Consider the following 15,649-nt stretch of genomic DNA (forward strand, 5'->3'; position numbering starts at 1 on the left):
ATCGGTCGGCATCAGTAGATGCCTTCCTCGATGTTGGATTCGGCGGTGATGGTCGCGCCGTCGCCGTCGATGAACTTCGCGACGATGTAGACCTCGTCGCCGTTGTTGACCCAGCTGTCGTCCTCGTTGAGGAACGAGCCCTGGGGGACCTCCCAGCCGTAGTCGAGGCGGATGCCGTCCGGGCCCGCCGTCAGGCCGTAGTCGCCCCGGTACCAGGTGACCGGGCCGTAGATCACCGGGTCGGTGCCCGAGTCGCTGCCGTAGAAGCGGACCTGGATCCTGCCGCCGTGGATGAGGTAGCCGTTGGCGTCGTACTCGTCCATGGGGACGTGGACGCTGAGGTTGATGGTCCGGGCGGCGGGCACGCCGGTGTTGAACCCGATCTCCAGGTGGGCGGTGATCACGGTCGCCGCCTGGGCGGGCGGCGTCATGAGCCCGATGACGCCGACGGTGGCCACCGCGGCGGCGGCCAGCCGGTTGAGAACGCTTTTCATGATCTGTCCTTCTTGAATTGATCAAGGGTGAAGAAGAGACGTGGCCGTCTCACACAGATAAGGCGTTCCATCCCGTTCCGCCGGGTTCCAGGCGTGGAACTGATCGCGGGCATGGCGCGCCGCGGGCCCAGCTGAGGGGGTCAGATCGAATGACCACCAGGGCCTCAGGAGATCGTCCATTCGCCCTTCTCGCTGGCTTCAGGGCCAGCTGGAGCGTCGTGAGCTTGGCGTCCTGCGGCACCTCGAACAACCCCACGCCCTTACGCGAGTCCCCGGGATTGGCCGTGACGGCCGAGAAGATCACCCCCTCCTTCACGTCCCCGAAGGTCTGGGAGTACCTGGCCCTCTTGAGGCCGTTGCCGAGCGCGTCGCTGTACACGGCCGCTCCCGTGTTCTTCACCTGCAGCTCCACCGCCACCCAGCGGGCACCCGCATCGAGCTTGAGAAGTCGTTCGAGGGCGTGGCCGGGTCGACGACCTGAGTCACGGTGGCATCAAACCGCAGGTCGGAGTCCAGCCCGTGCAGGGCGATCGGGAAGCCGACGGCCACCCCGGGAAACTGGAGGGCAAGTCGTATTCCTATATCCTGTCGGACCTGATCCGCCTTACCCGGGCGAACTGTGCGGGCCCGGCGACGGCGAAGCCCCTCGCCTGTCCTCGCAGGTGGGTGATCTTCAACAGGACGGCCGTCGAAAACCATGTCTCTGGACAGCCAAGGGGCGATCCGACGAGTGTCGCGTGTCGTGTTCTTCGTGATCTTCTATGGAGTCTCGCTGCTCTGCGGCCTTGTGGCGTTCGGCATGGATTATTACCGCTACTCGTTCATTCCTGGAAATGAACGCATGGCGGATCCTGACACCGTGCTGGCCGGCACGGCGGGTGCGGTGATCGGGCTGGTCTCCGCATTGCTGGCGGCCTTGCTGTTCTTTCGATCGTGGAAGATCTGGTTGTTGACCGGCCTGCTGTTCGTTCTGTCGGGCGTCGGGTTGTGGAGGGCCGGGAATGCGTCCTCCGAATTTCCTCCCAGTGGAACGTCGGCTGCGCCCACGGCATCTGAGTGACGGTGCGCGGCCACGCCGCTCGCGTCACGCAGGGGGCGACCAGTTCTCGGGTATCGGCTCCTTGAGGCGGCCGGTCAGGTGTGCCCAGTCGAGGACATCTGAGAGCCACCACCAGTCCCGGCCGGAGATCTTCCCTGCCGGAGTCGGGAACTTCGGCACGTTCACCCACTCTTTCGCCGAGCGCCGCCGCCAGGCGATGACGGTGTTCTCGGACACGCTGAGATGTGCGGCGACCGCGTCGATGCCTACAGGGATCCATGGCGACTTGGGGCGTTCCATGCTCAGAGTGTACGTCTGATACATGCGCATGGCTAAGCCATACAGGCGAATGGGTGCCGGGTACTCGACGATCAGCCCGTTCCAGGGCGACGCCGTGTCCGCGCGGCCGGCCTCAAATGAAGCTCGCCCCGACGGGTCGGCGCCTATCGCGGTCCGGCGTCGCTTTGGCAAGTCAAGGCAGGTCCGTGACGCAACCTAACCCTGACATTCAGGCTTTCCTTCGCCAAAAGGGGTACTAGGGGATGAAGACGGCCAAAACCGATAAGGCCGTCAAAAGGTCGAAGTGGGGGATTCATATGACGCAGACCAATGCGCCATCGGCCCAGGGCATGTCAGTCCCGCGAGAGCGCGCCCCCGACCACGGCCGCACCACCATCGCGGGGGACGTCGTCGCGAAGATCGCCGGCGTGGCCGCCCGGGAGATCTCCGGCGTCCACGACTTCGGCACCGCCCCGGCCCGCGCGTTCGGCGCGTTCAAGGGCAGACTCGGCGCCGAGGAAGGCGTCACCCGCGGCATCGCCGTCGAGGTCGGCGAGCGCCAGGCGGCCGTGGACATCGATCTGGTCGTCGACTACGGCGTGGCCATTCCGGGCCTCGCGGCAGCGGTCCGAGACAACGTGATCTCAGCCGTCGGTGAGATGTGCGGGCTCGAAGTGACCGAGGTGAACGTCGCGGTGGACGACGTCTACCTGCCGAGCCAGGACGAGTCCTCGGGCGCCAGGGAAGGTGCGCGGGTCCAATGACCAGGGGCAGGGGCCGTACAGCCCCCCGGAACCCGGGGGTCACGCGGCCCCGGACCGCTCCGGACGCGAGGCGGATCGCCGAGACGGTGGTCTCGTGTCCCGGCGTCGCGGCGCTCACCCGCGGCCGGTTCGGGACGGCCACCACGTACCTTCCCGGCGGATCCGTGCCGGGGGTGCGCCTGCACGACGAGGCGGTCGAGATCCATGTGGCCGTCCGGTACGGCAGACCGATCCCGGAGATCGTGGCCGAGGTCCGCGAAGCCGTCAGCCCGCTGTCCGGCGACAGGCGTGTGGACGTGACGGTCGAAGACGTCACCGACACCGAAGAAGCCAGGAAGGTAGGTTCACCATGAACCAGTTCCCAGTTTGGTCCATCGTCGGACTCACGTTCGGCACGATCCTCGGAATCGTCGGCGCCTTCGGCGGCCTCAACGCCTTCCTCATCGTGCTCGTCCTCGGGGTCGTCGGCTTCTTCGTCGGGCTCATCCTCGAAGGCGGCGTCGAGATTCCCAAGCTCCGGGCAAGGCGGCAGTGACCGCCCCGGCCGGGCCCGGCGCCACCAGGGTCTCGGAGCGCACGTTCGTGAAGATCGCCACAGAGGTGGCCGCAGATGACGACCGGCTCGCGGAGCGGCCACAAGTGGCGGCGTCCGTCAGCGGAGCGGTCGCCGCCGTGCGGCTCGGCATCGCCGTCCGCTACCCGGCACCAGTGCGTCAGGTCGCGGCGGAGGCGCGCGAGCGGCTCATGAGCCGGATGCGCGATCTGACCGGCATCACCGTGGAGAACGTCGACGTCGACGTCGTCCGGCTGGTGCCAGAACCGAGGAGCGGCTATGACGACTCTCGACGCGGGAGCTGAATCTCCCGAACCCCGTCACATCACCGGAGAGACCCTTGAACCGCCGTCCCGCGCGTCCGCGCGCGGGAAGGGCGCGACGCGCTTCCTGCGCCCCAAGCGGAAGGTGCCCGCGGCGATCGCCGCGCTCGTCCTGCTCGCCACCGGGCTGCTGATCGCGGTGGAGACGATCTCGGCGCTGTTCGGCCACCCGGCACGGATCGTGCCCTACGACCGGGTGGCCGACTGGGCCCGTGCGACGACCTGGCAGGACAACGCGGTCATGGCGGGTGCCGGGGCCATCGCGATCGTGGGGTTGCTGCTCATCCTGATCGGGACGGTCTCCGGGCGACCCCGGCTGGTGGCGCTGCGCAGCGGTGACCCCGACATGATCATCAGCACGCCGCGGCGCATGCTGGCCCGGGTGCTCGGCACGGTCGCGGCCCAGGTGGACGGTGTTCGCCGGGCACGGGCGCAGATACGCGGGCGGCAGGTGACCGTACACGCGGGCACCGACCTGCGCGACACGGCCGCAGTGCGCGAACGCGTGCGGCACGCCGTGGAGGACGAGCTGGCCAAGCTCGCACCGGTCGGCCGCTACACGGTCAAGACCAAGGTGAGGGGTGCGTCATGACACGAGGTAGGGCCTTCGGCCGGGGCATCGCGTGGGGCAACCGAACCGGTCTGGTGCTGCTCGGCCTGATCCTTCTGGTGGCGGGCGCCGCCGCATTGGCGTGCGGCCTGGGCGTCTTCGGCGCGAACGCCGCCCGGTCGCCCCTGCTGCCCGGTCCCGTCTCCACCTTCGCCGGCTCCACCTCCTGGTTCTGGCCGGCCGTCGCCGCCGGGGGCTTCGTGATCGGCGCCGTCGGGCTGGGCTGGCTGCTCGCCCAGTTCCGACTCGACCGGCTGGGCCGCATGCGCCTGGATTCCGGCCCGTCCGGGATCACCGAGATCGGCGGCAAGCAGGCCGGCGAAACCCTGGCCGATCAGGTGAGCACCTACGAGGGCGTGCGGCACGCCCGGGCCTCCCTGCGCGGGAAGCCGGACGCACCCGCCCTCGACCTGCGGGTGACCTCACAAGACCCGGCGCATCCTGACGCCCTGATCACCCGCCTGCACGACGAGGCGCTCCCCAACCTGCGGACGGCGTTGGGCCTGGAACGCCTGCCCGTCCTGATACGGCTCCGCTTCGACCCGGGCAGACGGACCCGCGTGGTCCACTGAAACGGCGCTGAGCCGCAGGGCCGGGCTGTTCATGGTCCGGTGGCCTGGACATCGAGGTCAGCGTCATGCGCATGATCGCTCGTGCGCATCACCTACGAATCCAGGCCGGCACCTGATCGGCGGAACGAGGACTTCGTCGTCGGCGGCCCTACCTGGGTCGCCGTCCTCGATGGGGCCACGGCCCCGGCCGGGGTCGACTCCGGGTGCGTGCACGACGTGCCCTGGCTCGTCTCCCGACTCGCGAGCGACCTCGCCCGGGGCATGATCACGCGCGGGGAGGCCTCGCTCGCCGACATCCTCGAACAGGCCATCCGCTCCACCGTCGCCGCGCACGTCGACACCTGCGACATCGCGAACCCCGATTCCCCATCGTCGACCGTGGCGATCGTGCGTCGTCGTCGCGACCTCGTCGACTATCTGGTGCTGTGCGACTCTCCGATCGTGCTGCGCCGGTGCGACGGCACTCTCACGGTGGTCGACGACGGTCGGACGGAACAACTGCCGGGCGGCCGGCCGTACAGCCTCGAGCTTGTCAGATCACTGCGTAACCGGCCCGGGGGCTTCTGGGTGGCGAGCACTCGGCCGGAAGCCGCGCGGGAGGCGCTGACAGGGACGATCGATGCTGATCGAGTGAACGGCGTCCTGCTCATGACCGACGGGGTGAGCCGGCTTGTGACATGGTTCGGGCGATCCTGGCGAGATCTGGTCGACCTCGCGGAAGGCCATGGCCCGAGCGGCCTCATCGAGCAGGTCCGCGCAGCGGAGGAAGGCCATGAACCTCCCCATGGAGCCAAGCGGCACGACGACGCGACGGCGGCGTGGATGACGTGGGCGGAAGATGCGATGTGAAACGGCCTGTGCGTCTGGTCGCACTGCGGATGCACTTTCTGTGCCCAAGCCTTGCGCCGCGACGTCGCCGTGGACGGGCACCAGGTACATGAGTACGTGACGCCGGTGCCACGAACCCTCAGCGGTAAGCGCCGCTTCAACGTCGCCGGCCAAATGGGCCTGGATGCGGGCTCGGAGAAACGAAAGAAAGTCCCTCGCCTGCTTTTACAGGTGAGAGGCTCAAAGTGGGCGGCCTGCGGGCCGACACGTGATTCCAGAAGATAACCGAGCTCGCCCCTCACCGGGGACTGTCCACCGACACCTTCGGAAAACGCGATGCCGCCTATTCCACTGGGCCCTGCCGTCACGCGCTGACCTCGGCGGGACATCGCGCGGTGATCAAACCCGCGCCGTTGCGCCCGGCGGGTTCGACCTGGACCAGGTTCCGCTGTCGGCGCCCTCAGGCCGCAACCGGCAGCGTAAAACGTTCTGCACCGGCCAGTGCGCCGGCTGCCCGCTGCGCCCGCGCTGCACCAAGGCCGAAGCCGGGCGCGTCCTCACCATTCGCCCCCACCGCGACGAACTCGCCGCCGCCCGCCGGAAAGCGGCAACCGATCCGGCCCGGCAAGAGGACTACCGGCGCTGGCGGCCTCCCGTCGAACGGGCCATCGCCTGGATCGTCGCACGGGGCAACGGAACCCGAGGTCAGCACAGGTGCAGGGCGCCACACGCCAACAAGATCTTCAGCGGCCTTCTAGCCGAGTAGGCGTTGGAGGCGGGTGATTTCGGCGCTTTGTTCGGCGACGACGTCCTGGGCCCAGGTGAGGACGCGGTCGTGGGAGCCGTTGATCAATTGGGTTTCGGCCATGGTGATGGCGCCCTTGTGGTGGGCGATCATCAGGGTGAGGAAGAGGGTGTCGAAGGATTCGCCCTTGGCGTTGCGGAGGTCGGTGAGCTGGGCGGGGGTGGCCATGCCGGGCATCGTGGCGTGGTCGGCGTGGTGGTCGGGTTCGCGCAGACCCTCTTCTTCGAGCCAGGTGGTCATGGCGTTGATTTCGGGGCCCTGGGCGTCGTAGATGCGGTCGGCCAGGGACTTCAGGCGGGGGGATTGGGCGCGGTCGGGGGCCAGCGCGGCCATTTCGAGGGCCTGGCGGTGGTGGACGATCATGTCTTGGACGTAGCGGACGTCGGTGGCGTTGATCGTGGGGGAGGGCAGGGGGGCGAAGGTCTGGCCGGGGGTGAGGGTGGCGGCGACCTCGCCCGGTTTGCCGGGGACGATGACCGGGGCGTCGGTGATGACGTTGGCCGGCTCGGTGGGAGACGAGCAGGCAGTCAAGAGCAGGGTGGCCCCCGCGATGCTCAGGAAGGCTTTGACCGCGGTGGTCCCGGCCTGTCGGAGCGGGAGAGCTCTGAGCACATGGGGATCGGCGCTCGGGGCGGGAACGCGGCTCGTGATGACGGCGGGAGCTCTGCGCATTTCGGTCCTTTCGGCTGTGGTCGCGGAGCGATCGTGCCTGGTCATGATGAGGGGAGCTGTGCGCACCCGTCCCCCTTTCGGTCCTTCTGAGGAACCTATGGCCTGGGCTTGTGACAGTAAAGGAGACGGATCGTAGGAAATATGTGACATATTGACGACTTGCTTGAGGGCCTGGGTAAAGTCACCATCAGGGGTGTTTGCATCCTTTTACCCGGAGGTTCCCTCAATGTCCCCCCTCCGCAGGGTTGGGCGTTTACTCGCCGTGCTCGGTGCCGCCGGAGCGCTCGCGCTCTCCACGACACCGGCTCAGGCCGCTGACACCCTGCCCCCTGGCGCTATCGACATGAGCGATAACGTTCAGCACGTCGCGAACCTACCGCGACCCGACTCCCTGCTCACCACCATCAACACCGACATCGCCTTCCAGGGCGACTATGCCTACGTCGGCAACTACGGCGGCTTCTCCGTCTACGACATCAAGCACCCGAAGAAGCCGAAGCTGGTCAGTTCGGTGCTGTGTCCCGGGTCGCAGATGGACATCTCCGTCTACGGCAACCTGCTGTTCGGTTCCGTTGACTCCTCCCGCAGCGACGACTCCTGCACCAGCGTGAGCCAGTCGGCCGCGAACAAGGCGTCGTGGGAGGGCATCCGGGTCTTCGACATCAGCGACAAGGCCAACCCGCGCTACGTCAAGTCGATCGAGACCAACTGCGGTTCGCACACCCACACGCTCGTCCCTGGCACGGACAAGGCGAGCGTCTACCTGTACATCTCCTCCTACAGCCCGTCGGCGTCGTTCCCGGACTGTCAGCCGCCCCATGACCTGATCTCGATCGTCAAGGTGCCGCTGAACGACCCGGCCGCCGCCTCGGTCGTCGCCACGCCGAACCTGTTCCCGGACGGCGGCAACCCGGGTGAGAGCCTCCCCTACCCCTACCGCACGTCGGCCACCAGCGGCTGCCACGACATCACCGCGTACCCGGAGAAGGGTGTCGCGGCGGGCGCGTGCATGGGCGAGGGCATCCTGCTGGACATCCGCAACCCGGAGGCCCCCGCCGTTCTCGACGTCGTTCGTGACGACGAGAACTTCGCCTTCTGGCACTCCGCCACGTTCAACAACGAGGGCGACAAGGTCATCTTCACCGACGAGCTGGGCGGCGGCAGCGCCGCCACCTGCAACGAGGCGATCGGACCGAACCGCGGCGCGGACGCCATCTTCGACATCGCGGACGGTCAGATGACTTTCCGCAGCTACTTCAAGATCTCCCGCCACCAGGCCGACACCGAGAACTGCGTGGCCCACAACGGCTCGCTGATCCCGGTCAAGGGCCGCGACATCATGGTTCAGGCCTGGTACCAGGGAGGCATCTCGATCTGGGACTTCACCGACTCCGCCAACCCGCACGAGATCGGCTACTTCGAGCGCGGTCCCGGTGAGAACCTCGGTGACGGTTACTGGTCGGCCTACTACTACAACGGTTACATCTACGGTTCCGAGTTCACCCGGGGCTTCGATGTGTTCAAGATCAACGACCACCGTACGAACCAGGCCAACAGCGTGAAGATGGACGACTTCAACGCGCAGACGCAGCCGTCCTACAAGGACAAGAAGCACTAGTCAGCCCTGATTCGCGGCCCTCGCCTCGTTGGGCGAGGGCCGCATTCGCCTCCGACGGTCGTCGCCGCGAAGTCGCCTTCGGCCGGGTGCCGAGCCGAATCGGAGGGTACTCAAGCTGCCGCGCCTGTGCGTGGAAGCCCTCAAGGCTCTCCACGAGGAACAGGCCGGCCTCGGATCTCGTCTTCCGCACGAAGACGGGAAACGCCCTCACAGCGCACAACGTGAGGCGCGACTTCCGCAAGGTCATCAAGTCTCCCGGAACGCGACTGGTCGCCGCGCGAGATGGCACAGCTTCGTCTCGCTGCTCTCCGACCCGGGAGTCCCGATCAAGGACATCTCCCGCCTGGTGGGCCATCGCACGACGGTCGTCACGGAGACCGTCTATCGCAAGCAGATCCGCCCGGTCCTCATGGAAGGCGCCGAGGCCATGGACGACATCTTCGGGAGTTAGTCACCCAGACCCGATTTCCAAGATCAGCAATCGGGTCTATGTGCAGGTGGGCGGTACTGGGTTCGAACCAGTGACCCCTCGCTTGTAAGGCGAGTGCTCTACCGCTGAGCTAACCGCCCCGGACCGCTTACACCTTACGGCACTCCCACGGCCGAAGGCACCTCGGTAAGCCGCACGACCGCGCGTCCTCCCCGCGTACCCTCCCAAGCCGCGCCGACGTCATCAAGACCGACCACATAGTGATCAACCGACAGCTCTCCCCGCGCGGCATGCCCGAAGATCGCCCCAAGCGCCGCGGCCCGCTGTTCCCGGCTCACCGCGTTGTTCGAGTAGCCCAGCACCGAGACCGCCCGGCTCCGCAGCCCGGCCGACGACAGCACCGCCGAGTCGGAGGCGGACCCGCCCAGGTTGACCAGCCGCCCGCCGGGCGCGAGCACCTGCAGAGCCGCCTCGGCGGGCTCTCCGAACACCGGGTCGATCACCACGTCGGCGGCCCCGATCACCTCCCGGAGCCGGGCGGCCAGCGTCGGCACCGGGTCCAGGGGAATGCACCCCTCCCGAGGCGCCCGGGACACGCCCACCACGTCACCGGCGCCCAGCAGCCGGGCCGCCCGCAGCGCCACCTGGCCCACCGTCCCGCCGGCCCCGAGGACCACCACCTTCTCGCCGGGCTCCAGCCGGGCCCGCCACGTCAGGGCCAGCCACGCCGCCACCGCCGACAGGCCGAGGGCCGCCGCCGTGACATCGTCGCAGCCTTCGGGCAGGCGTACGAGATCGGAAGAGGGCACGGCGCAGAACTCGGCCATGCTCCCGTCGCCCGGAGCCATCCCGGCCGACGTGGGGAACCACACCCGCTCCCCGGCGGGCGTGATCCCGACGCCCTGGACGCCGGGCACGTACGGCAGCGCCGGCTCGCCGAAGTAGGAGGTCCCCGTCGCGCACAGCAGGTCCAGGGGGGTGATCGGCGCGCAGGTGACGGACAGGAGAACGTCCCCGGCCCCCGCAAGAGGCCGGGGGACGTTTCCCACCACCGGGGGGCGGCCGCAGCATTCGACCAGGGCCGCCCGCATCGGTGAGCTCATGTGGCGATGTCCGGGTAGGGCAGGGTGAAGTGGGAGAGCCGGGCCGCGTACTCCTTCTGGAACGCCAGCGGCTCCTCGTAGTCGCGCTCGAACATCGCGATGAACAGCGTCAGCGTCAGGAACGGGTGGGCGCCCAGCTCGAACAGCTTCACGTAGTCGTGGCCCGTCAGCGCGTCCCGCTCGACGTCGTCGAAGGCCAGCCACGTGCTGGCCTCGCCGCCGTGGCAGTTCAGGAGCTCGTTGGCCATGGTCGACTCCCACCACGCCACCGTCTCGTGGGGGGCGGCGCGGTAGCGCTCGACCAGGTCGGGGTCGCGGTCGACGGTGAACAGGAACTTGTTCAGCAGGTATTTGCTCATGCCGGGACCCCGTTCGGATACCAGGTGAAGTAGGCCTCCATCGTGTGGAACAGGTCGAGCGAGTCGGCGTAGTCGGCCTTGGCGCCCTCTCCGGCCACGCCCATCATGAGCATGAAGTCCATGAACCCGTGGGTGGCGTTGCCGGGCGTCCACAGCGAATCGAGGGTCACCTCGGCCAGGGCGCGTTCGATGTCGCCCGAGGCGATCCACTCGACCGCCTTGCGGTCGAACTCCGGGTCGGGGCCGTGGGGGCCGAACTGCCTCGGGCCGCCCAGTTCCAGCGACAGGTGGCCGGTGCCGATGACCGCGACGCGCAGGTCGGAGGGCCAGGTCTCGATCAGGCGTCTGATCGAGTGGCCCAGTTCCACGAAGCGGGCGGGCCTCGGCAGGGGCGGGGCGAAGATGTTGGTGTAGATCGGCACGATCGGCAGGTCGGCCTCGGGGCGCAGCGTGATGATCGGGCAGGTGATGCTGTGGTCGATCCGCAGCTCGTTGGAGAAGGCCAGGTCGAAGCCCTCGTCGAGGCCGCCGCGCAGGATGTGGGACGACAGCTCCTCGTGGCCGCGCAGCAGCATGCGGGGCAGGCCGAACTCGCGCTCCTCGTTGTACCAGTTGGCGTCGTAGAAGGGCGCCTTGCCCACCAGGAACTGCGGCATGTTGTCGAGCCACAGCTGGTGGAAGTGGTCGGAGCCGACCATGACCAGCACGTCGGCGCGGGCCCTGGTCAGGGTCTCGCGGAAGGCCGTGATCTTGGCGACCCACTCGTCGGCGAACGGCGGGCGTTCCTCCGGGGGCGCGGTGCTGGCCTTGTAGTAGAACGGGTGGTGCGTGGACGCGATCACGGCGGCCAGTGTTGCCATGCGGACACCTTCTCTACGGTTCGTACGTCGCGTTCCGGTCGACGGTCAGGTAGACATCCATGCCGATGGGGCGGCGGCGCTCCTCGGCCAGGTGACCGAGCAGGCCGGCGGCGCGGGCCAGCAGGGCGAAGCCGCGCAGCAGGTCGACCGGGAGGCCGAGGTCGGCCAGGGCCGCCCCGCAGACCCCGGCGCCGTTCAGCGGCAGCTTGCGGCCCAGGACCTCGGGGTGGACCCGTCCGATGGCCTCGAACAGCGCCAGGTGGGGGCCGAAGACGCCCTCTTCGCGGGCCAGGGCGAACAGCACGGGGGTGCGGGGGTCCTCGACCTTGTGCACGGGGTGTCCCAGGCCGGGGATCAGCCGCTTCTCGGCCCGCGCCTCGCGCACGGCCTCGCGCGCCACGCCGTCCCAGTCGTCCCCGTCGGAGAACTCGACCAGTTCGTGGAGGAAGCGGCCGGCGTCCTCGGTCACGCCGAGAAAGCGGGATCCGCCGCCCAGCAGCCCGGCGGCCAGCGCCCCCTGGACGCTCTCGGGGGCGCTCAGCAGGGTCAGCCGGGCCGCGATGGCCGTGGGAGTGAAGCCGTGGTCGGCCAAGGCGACCAGGACCGCCTCGAACACCCGGGTCTCCCCGGGAGTGGGGCGGCGGCCGGCCACCAGCCAGAACGCCAGTTCGCCGAAGCCGACCTTGCCCATCAGGTCGTGGGCGAGGTCCTGCCCGAGCAGGCTGATGGAGTCGGCGTCGGACGTGCCGATGCCGGTGGGAAAGTTCATCGCAGCCACTTCCTGATCTCGTCCCCGTGTTCGTCCAAGGCGGGCGGCGGCAGCCGGTAGCCCGCGGGCGTGCCGGAGAAGCGGATGGGGTGGCGGACCGACGGCACGCCGCCAGGCCCGACCACCGGTTCCAGGCCCAGGTCCTCGGCCAGGGCGACCCCCTCGGTCACCGTGTTGATCGGCCCGCAGGCCACGCCGACCGCGCTGAGCTGCGCGAACAGCTCAGCTCGCGTCCGCTTCTTCAGCTCCGCGACCAGCAGCGGCTTCAGTGCGGCCCGGTTCGCGGTCCGGTCGCGGGTACGCGCGAAGCGCGCGTCGTCGGCCAGTTCGGGCACCCCCAGGACCTCGCACAGCTTCCGGAACTGACCGTCGTTGCCCGCCGCGACGACCAGGTCGCCGTCGGCGCACTCCAGCGGCTCGTAGGGGAACAGCGAGGGGTGGGCGTTGCCCATCCGGTGGGGGGTGACCTCTCCGGCGACCACGGCGCTCGTGTGGTTCACCAGCGCCGACAGGGCCGACGACATCAGGTTGACCTCGACGCGCTGGCCGCCGCCGGCGTAGAGCGCGGCGAGGATGCCCGACACCGCGTGCAGGCCGGTGATCACGTCGAAGACCGACATGCCCGCCCGGTAGGGCGGACCGTCGGCCGAACCGGTGAGGCTCATCAGCCCGGAGACCGCCTGCACAATCAGGTCATACCCGGGCAGATGGGCGCCGCCCTCCGCGCCGAAGCCGGTGATGGAGGCGTACACCACCTTGGGGTTGCGCTCCCGCACGGCCGGATAGTCGAGCCCGTAGGCCGACAGGCCGCCGGGCTTGAAGTTCTCGATGAAGACGTCGGCGCGGGCCGAGAGCTCATGGGCCAGCGCCCGGTCGGCGGGGTCTTTCAGGTCGAGGGCGACCGAGCGCTTCCCCCGGTTGACGCCCAGGTAGTACGTCGAGACGCCGTCGCGCTCGGGGGGCAGCCAGTTGCGGGTGTCGTCGCCGCCGGGCGCCTCGACCTTGATGACGTCGGCGCCCATGTCGGCCAGCAACATCGTGGCGTAGGGCCCGGCGAGCACCCGGGAGAAATCGGCCACGAGGATGCCGTCGAGTGCGCCCATGTGATCCCTTCGTCCGTCACGCGGACACTTGTCCGCGATCCCGAGTCTTGTCGGGCGGCGAAGGTGATGTCAAGCGGGGACCTGTGAGGTCGACTGGGGGATCGACTCGTGCAGGGCGACGTCGGCGCCGATCGCGCCGGCCGTGCGGAGCAGGGCGGGCAGGAACTCCTCGGTCAGCCTCTCCATCGAGGTCTCGGCCGAGTGGGCGTTCACGTTGATCGCCGCGATCACCTTGCCGTGGCCGTCGCGCAGCGGCGCGGCCACCGAGCGGATGCCCGGCGCGAGCTGCTCGTCGGTCACCGCCCAGCCGCTGGCCCGGACCGCGCGCAGCGCCGCGTGCCGCTCCTCGGTGGAGGGACGCCAGCGCGGCGTGATGCCCGACTGGCTGGGCGTCTCCAGCACCGCGTCGGCCTCGGCGGTCGGCAGCGCCGCCAGCAGGACCTTGCCCAGCGACGTCTGGAGCGCCGGGAACCTGGTCCCGATGCTGACCGACAGGGTGACGATCTTGGGCACGGCGACGCGGGCGACGTACACGATGTCGGAGCCGTCGAGCTGCGCGATCGAGCACGATTCGCGCGTCAGCGCCGAGAGCTGCTCCAGGTGGGGCCGGGCGATCTCCCACAGCCCCATCGAGTGGACGTAGGCCACCCCCAGCTCCAGCACCCGGGGCGTGAGCGCGAAACCCCCCTCGGCGGCCCTGACGTAGCCGAGCTCCTCCAGGGTCAGCAGGATGCGGCGGGCGGTCGGGCGGGCCAGTCCGGTCGCCGTGGCGACCTCGGTGAGGGTCATCGCCCGCTGGCGCGGGCCGAACGCCTTGATCACATCGAGCCCCCTGGCCAGGGCCTCGATGAAGTCGGGTCCGGTGTCCTTGCGTGGCATGGGTCGACTTTAGACGGCCCTGAGTGTCTTGACATCGGCCAAGGGGGCTCGCATTGTTGCATTCACGTTTCTGCGACCGCCAGGCGGACGTTGGTCCGCGACTCTGGGAGGCAGCTCTATGCCCATCGTCCTCCGCAACGGACTCGTGCTGACCATGGACGACCGGCGAACCGTGCTGGCGCGCGGCGACGTGCTGGCCGACGGGGAAATCATCGTCGCCGTCGGGCCCGATCTGGAGGTGCCCGAGGGCGCCGAGGAGATCGACGCGTCCGGCGGCATCGTGATGCCCGGCATGATCGACACCCACCGCCACCTGTGGCAGACCGCGATGCGCGGCTACGGCGCCGACTGGACCCTCACCCAGTACTTCGTCTGGTACTACCTCGAATGGGGCAAGAAGTTCCGCCCCCAGGACGTCTACGCGGGCAACCTGCTGGGCGGCGTCGAAGCCCTCGACGCCGGGGTCACCACCACCGTCGACTGGTCGCACGGGCTGCAGACCGTCGACCACGCCGAGGCGGCCGTCGACGCGCTGGAGGCGGTGCCTGGGCGGTTCGTGCTCGCGTACGGCAACATCCAGCAGGCCCCCTGGGACTGGGCGCCCTCGGCCGACCTGCGCGCCTTCATCGGCCGGCGGTCATGGGGCGACTTGCTGGGGCTCCAGCTGGCCTTCGACGTCACCGGCGACCCCGCCTTCCCCGAGAAGGCCGCCTTCGAGGCCGCCCGCGACCTCGGGCTCCCCGTGACCACCCACGCGGGGGTGTGGGGCGCGACCAACGACGACGGCATCCGGCTCATGTACGAGAACGGCTTCATGACCCCCGAGACCACGTACGTCCACGCGGCGACGCTCAGCCCCGACTCCTACCACCGGATCGCCGCCACCGGCGGCTCGGTGTCGGTCTCGACCGAGAGCGAGCAGAGCGCCGGGCAGGGCTACCCGCCCACGTGGCAGCTCCGGCACCACGGCATCCCCGTGTCGCTGTCGATGGACACCAGCGTGTGGTGGAGCGGCGACCTGTTCTCGGCCATGCGGGCCACCCTGGGCGCCGACCGGTCGCGCGAGCACCTGGAGGCCCACCTCAAGTCGGAGACCGTGACGCACTGCCACCTGCGGGCCGAGCAGGTCGTCGAATGGGCCACCCGGGGCGGCGCGGCGGCCCTGGGCCTGTCGGACAAGATCGGCAGCCTGGAGCCCGGGAAGAAGGCGGACATCGTCCTGATCAAGAACGACGCCTCGCCCGTGATGTTCCCGATCCTCAACCCCTACGGCCACATCGCCTTCCAGGCCCAGCGCGGCGACGTCCACACCGTCGTGGTCGACGGCCGGATCGTGAAGCGCGAGGGCAGGGTCGAGGGCGTCGACGCCGCCCGCGCCGCCGTGACGCAGACGGTCGACCACCTCATGAGCGAACTGGGCGACGCCTGGCTCACCGGGATGAACCCGGACATTCCGGAGACCAAGATTCTCGACAATCCGTACATGTACACGGACTACAGGTCGAGCTGAGCCGCCGAACCGAGGACGCCTTTCTCGACAATCCACTGTGCATATGCACGGACTACAGGTCGAGCTGAGCCGCCGAACC

General features: G+C 69.0%; 20 protein-coding genes, 1 tRNA gene and 1 pseudogene. 11 read left to right on the plus strand and 11 right to left on the minus strand.

Annotated elements, in window-relative coordinates:
• Window positions 1–11: 11 nt before the first annotated feature.
• Window positions 12–494 (minus strand): hypothetical protein, encoded by a 483-nt coding sequence (locus FDA94_RS18745; RefSeq protein WP_137248357.1) that lies wholly within the window; start codon window positions 492–494, stop codon window positions 12–14.
• Between the two features lie 49 nt (window positions 495–543).
• Window positions 544–933: pseudogene (locus tag FDA94_RS18750) on the minus strand (DUF4352 domain-containing protein); the annotation flags it as partial.
• 303 nt (window positions 934–1,236) lie between these two features.
• On the opposite strand from FDA94_RS18750, the gene FDA94_RS18755 reads away from it, so the two are divergent.
• Window positions 1,237–1,554 carry a hypothetical protein gene (locus FDA94_RS18755; protein WP_137248359.1) on the plus strand — a complete coding sequence of 106 codons (318 nt, stop codon included), beginning with the start codon at window positions 1,237–1,239 and terminating at the stop codon, window positions 1,552–1,554.
• A gap of 24 nt (window positions 1,555–1,578) precedes the next feature.
• Here FDA94_RS18755 and FDA94_RS18760 read toward each other — a convergent pair whose 3' ends face one another.
• The gene (locus tag FDA94_RS18760) at window positions 1,579–1,833 is read right to left on the minus strand and encodes a hypothetical protein (RefSeq protein WP_137248360.1); all 255 of its coding nucleotides are present in this window, start codon (window positions 1,831–1,833) and stop codon (window positions 1,579–1,581) included.
• 329 nt (window positions 1,834–2,162) lie between these two features.
• On the opposite strand from FDA94_RS18760, the gene FDA94_RS18765 reads away from it, so the two are divergent.
• The 8 genes from FDA94_RS18765 to FDA94_RS41565 all read left to right on the plus strand — a co-directional run bounded on the left by FDA94_RS18765 (window position 2,163) and on the right by FDA94_RS41565 (window position 6,228).
• Window positions 2,163–2,576, plus strand: a complete 414-nt coding sequence (locus FDA94_RS18765; RefSeq protein ID WP_246060031.1) for an Asp23/Gls24 family envelope stress response protein — start codon at window positions 2,163–2,165, stop codon at window positions 2,574–2,576.
• Window positions 2,573–2,929: an Asp23/Gls24 family envelope stress response protein gene (locus FDA94_RS18770; RefSeq protein ID WP_246060032.1), complete on the plus strand. Its 357-nt coding sequence runs from the start codon at window positions 2,573–2,575 to the stop codon at window positions 2,927–2,929. The genes FDA94_RS18765 and FDA94_RS18770 overlap by 4 nt, the downstream gene beginning before the upstream one ends.
• Entirely contained in the window at window positions 2,926–3,111 is a 186-nt protein-coding gene (locus tag FDA94_RS18775; protein WP_137248362.1) for a hypothetical protein, read from the plus strand. The genes FDA94_RS18770 and FDA94_RS18775 overlap by 4 nt, the downstream gene beginning before the upstream one ends.
• Window positions 3,108–3,434 (plus strand): Asp23/Gls24 family envelope stress response protein, encoded by a 327-nt coding sequence (locus FDA94_RS18780; RefSeq protein ID WP_170991016.1) that lies wholly within the window; start codon window positions 3,108–3,110, stop codon window positions 3,432–3,434. Before FDA94_RS18775 ends, FDA94_RS18780 begins: the two co-directional genes overlap by 4 nt.
• Window positions 3,409–4,044 (plus strand): DUF6286 domain-containing protein, encoded by a 636-nt coding sequence (locus FDA94_RS18785; RefSeq protein ID WP_137248364.1) that lies wholly within the window; start codon window positions 3,409–3,411, stop codon window positions 4,042–4,044. The genes FDA94_RS18780 and FDA94_RS18785 overlap by 26 nt, the downstream gene beginning before the upstream one ends.
• The gene (locus tag FDA94_RS18790; RefSeq protein ID WP_137248365.1) at window positions 4,041–4,634 is read left to right on the plus strand and encodes an Asp23/Gls24 family envelope stress response protein; all 594 of its coding nucleotides are present in this window, start codon (window positions 4,041–4,043) and stop codon (window positions 4,632–4,634) included. The genes FDA94_RS18785 and FDA94_RS18790 overlap by 4 nt, the downstream gene beginning before the upstream one ends.
• An 81-nt stretch (window positions 4,635–4,715) precedes the next feature.
• Entirely contained in the window at window positions 4,716–5,483 is a 768-nt protein-coding gene (locus tag FDA94_RS18795) for a protein phosphatase 2C domain-containing protein (RefSeq protein WP_137248366.1), read from the plus strand.
• A 247-nt stretch (window positions 5,484–5,730) separates the two neighbouring features.
• Window positions 5,731–6,228, plus strand: a complete 498-nt coding sequence (locus FDA94_RS41565; protein WP_137248367.1) for a transposase — start codon at window positions 5,731–5,733, stop codon at window positions 6,226–6,228.
• Here FDA94_RS41565 and FDA94_RS18805 read toward each other — a convergent pair.
• Window positions 6,217–6,939: a DUF305 domain-containing protein gene (locus FDA94_RS18805; RefSeq protein WP_137248368.1), complete on the minus strand. Its 723-nt coding sequence runs from the start codon at window positions 6,937–6,939 to the stop codon at window positions 6,217–6,219. The two genes, FDA94_RS41565 and FDA94_RS18805, sit on opposite strands and share 12 nt — an antisense overlap.
• A gap of 226 nt (window positions 6,940–7,165) precedes the next feature.
• On the opposite strand from FDA94_RS18805, the gene FDA94_RS18810 reads away from it, so the two are divergent.
• A complete protein-coding gene (locus FDA94_RS18810; protein ID WP_137248369.1) occupies window positions 7,166–8,557 on the plus strand; it encodes an LVIVD repeat-containing protein in 1,392 nt (463 codons plus the stop codon).
• A 498-nt stretch (window positions 8,558–9,055) separates the two neighbouring features.
• Here the strand turns inward: FDA94_RS18810 and FDA94_RS18820 are convergent.
• The 7 genes from FDA94_RS18820 to FDA94_RS18850 all read right to left on the minus strand — a co-directional run bounded on the left by FDA94_RS18820 (window position 9,056) and on the right by FDA94_RS18850 (window position 14,060).
• Window positions 9,056–9,127: transfer RNA gene (locus tag FDA94_RS18820), tRNA-Val, on the minus strand.
• Between the two features lie 15 nt (window positions 9,128–9,142).
• On the minus strand, window positions 9,143–10,090 hold the full coding sequence (locus tag FDA94_RS18825) for a quinone oxidoreductase family protein (RefSeq protein ID WP_137248370.1): 948 nt from the start codon (window positions 10,088–10,090) through the stop codon (window positions 9,143–9,145).
• Window positions 10,087–10,449 carry a hypothetical protein gene (locus tag FDA94_RS18830; RefSeq protein WP_137248371.1) on the minus strand — a complete coding sequence of 121 codons (363 nt, stop codon included), beginning with the start codon at window positions 10,447–10,449 and terminating at the stop codon, window positions 10,087–10,089. The genes FDA94_RS18825 and FDA94_RS18830 overlap by 4 nt, the downstream gene beginning before the upstream one ends.
• Window positions 10,446–11,309: a DODA-type extradiol aromatic ring-opening family dioxygenase gene (locus FDA94_RS18835; protein ID WP_137248372.1), complete on the minus strand. Its 864-nt coding sequence runs from the start codon at window positions 11,307–11,309 to the stop codon at window positions 10,446–10,448. The genes FDA94_RS18830 and FDA94_RS18835 overlap by 4 nt, the downstream gene beginning before the upstream one ends.
• Window positions 11,310–11,322: 13 nt before the next feature.
• The gene (locus tag FDA94_RS18840) at window positions 11,323–12,078 is read right to left on the minus strand and encodes a citryl-CoA lyase (protein WP_137248373.1); all 756 of its coding nucleotides are present in this window, start codon (window positions 12,076–12,078) and stop codon (window positions 11,323–11,325) included.
• Window positions 12,075–13,181, minus strand: coding sequence for a CaiB/BaiF CoA transferase family protein (locus FDA94_RS18845; RefSeq protein WP_137248374.1), 1,107 nt, complete (start codon window positions 13,179–13,181; stop codon window positions 12,075–12,077). The genes FDA94_RS18840 and FDA94_RS18845 overlap by 4 nt, the downstream gene beginning before the upstream one ends.
• A gap of 69 nt (window positions 13,182–13,250) precedes the next feature.
• Entirely contained in the window at window positions 13,251–14,060 is an 810-nt protein-coding gene (locus FDA94_RS18850) for an IclR family transcriptional regulator domain-containing protein (protein ID WP_137248375.1), read from the minus strand.
• Window positions 14,061–14,178: 118 nt separating this feature from the next.
• On the opposite strand from FDA94_RS18850, the gene FDA94_RS18855 reads away from it, so the two are divergent.
• Window positions 14,179–15,570, plus strand: a complete 1,392-nt coding sequence (locus FDA94_RS18855; RefSeq protein ID WP_137248376.1) for an amidohydrolase family protein — start codon at window positions 14,179–14,181, stop codon at window positions 15,568–15,570.
• Window positions 15,571–15,649: the final 79 nt, after the last annotated feature.

The sequence above is a fragment of the Herbidospora galbida genome, from assembly GCF_005233835.1.
Taxonomy (GTDB): Bacteria; Actinomycetota; Actinomycetes; order Streptosporangiales; family Streptosporangiaceae; genus Herbidospora; species Herbidospora galbida.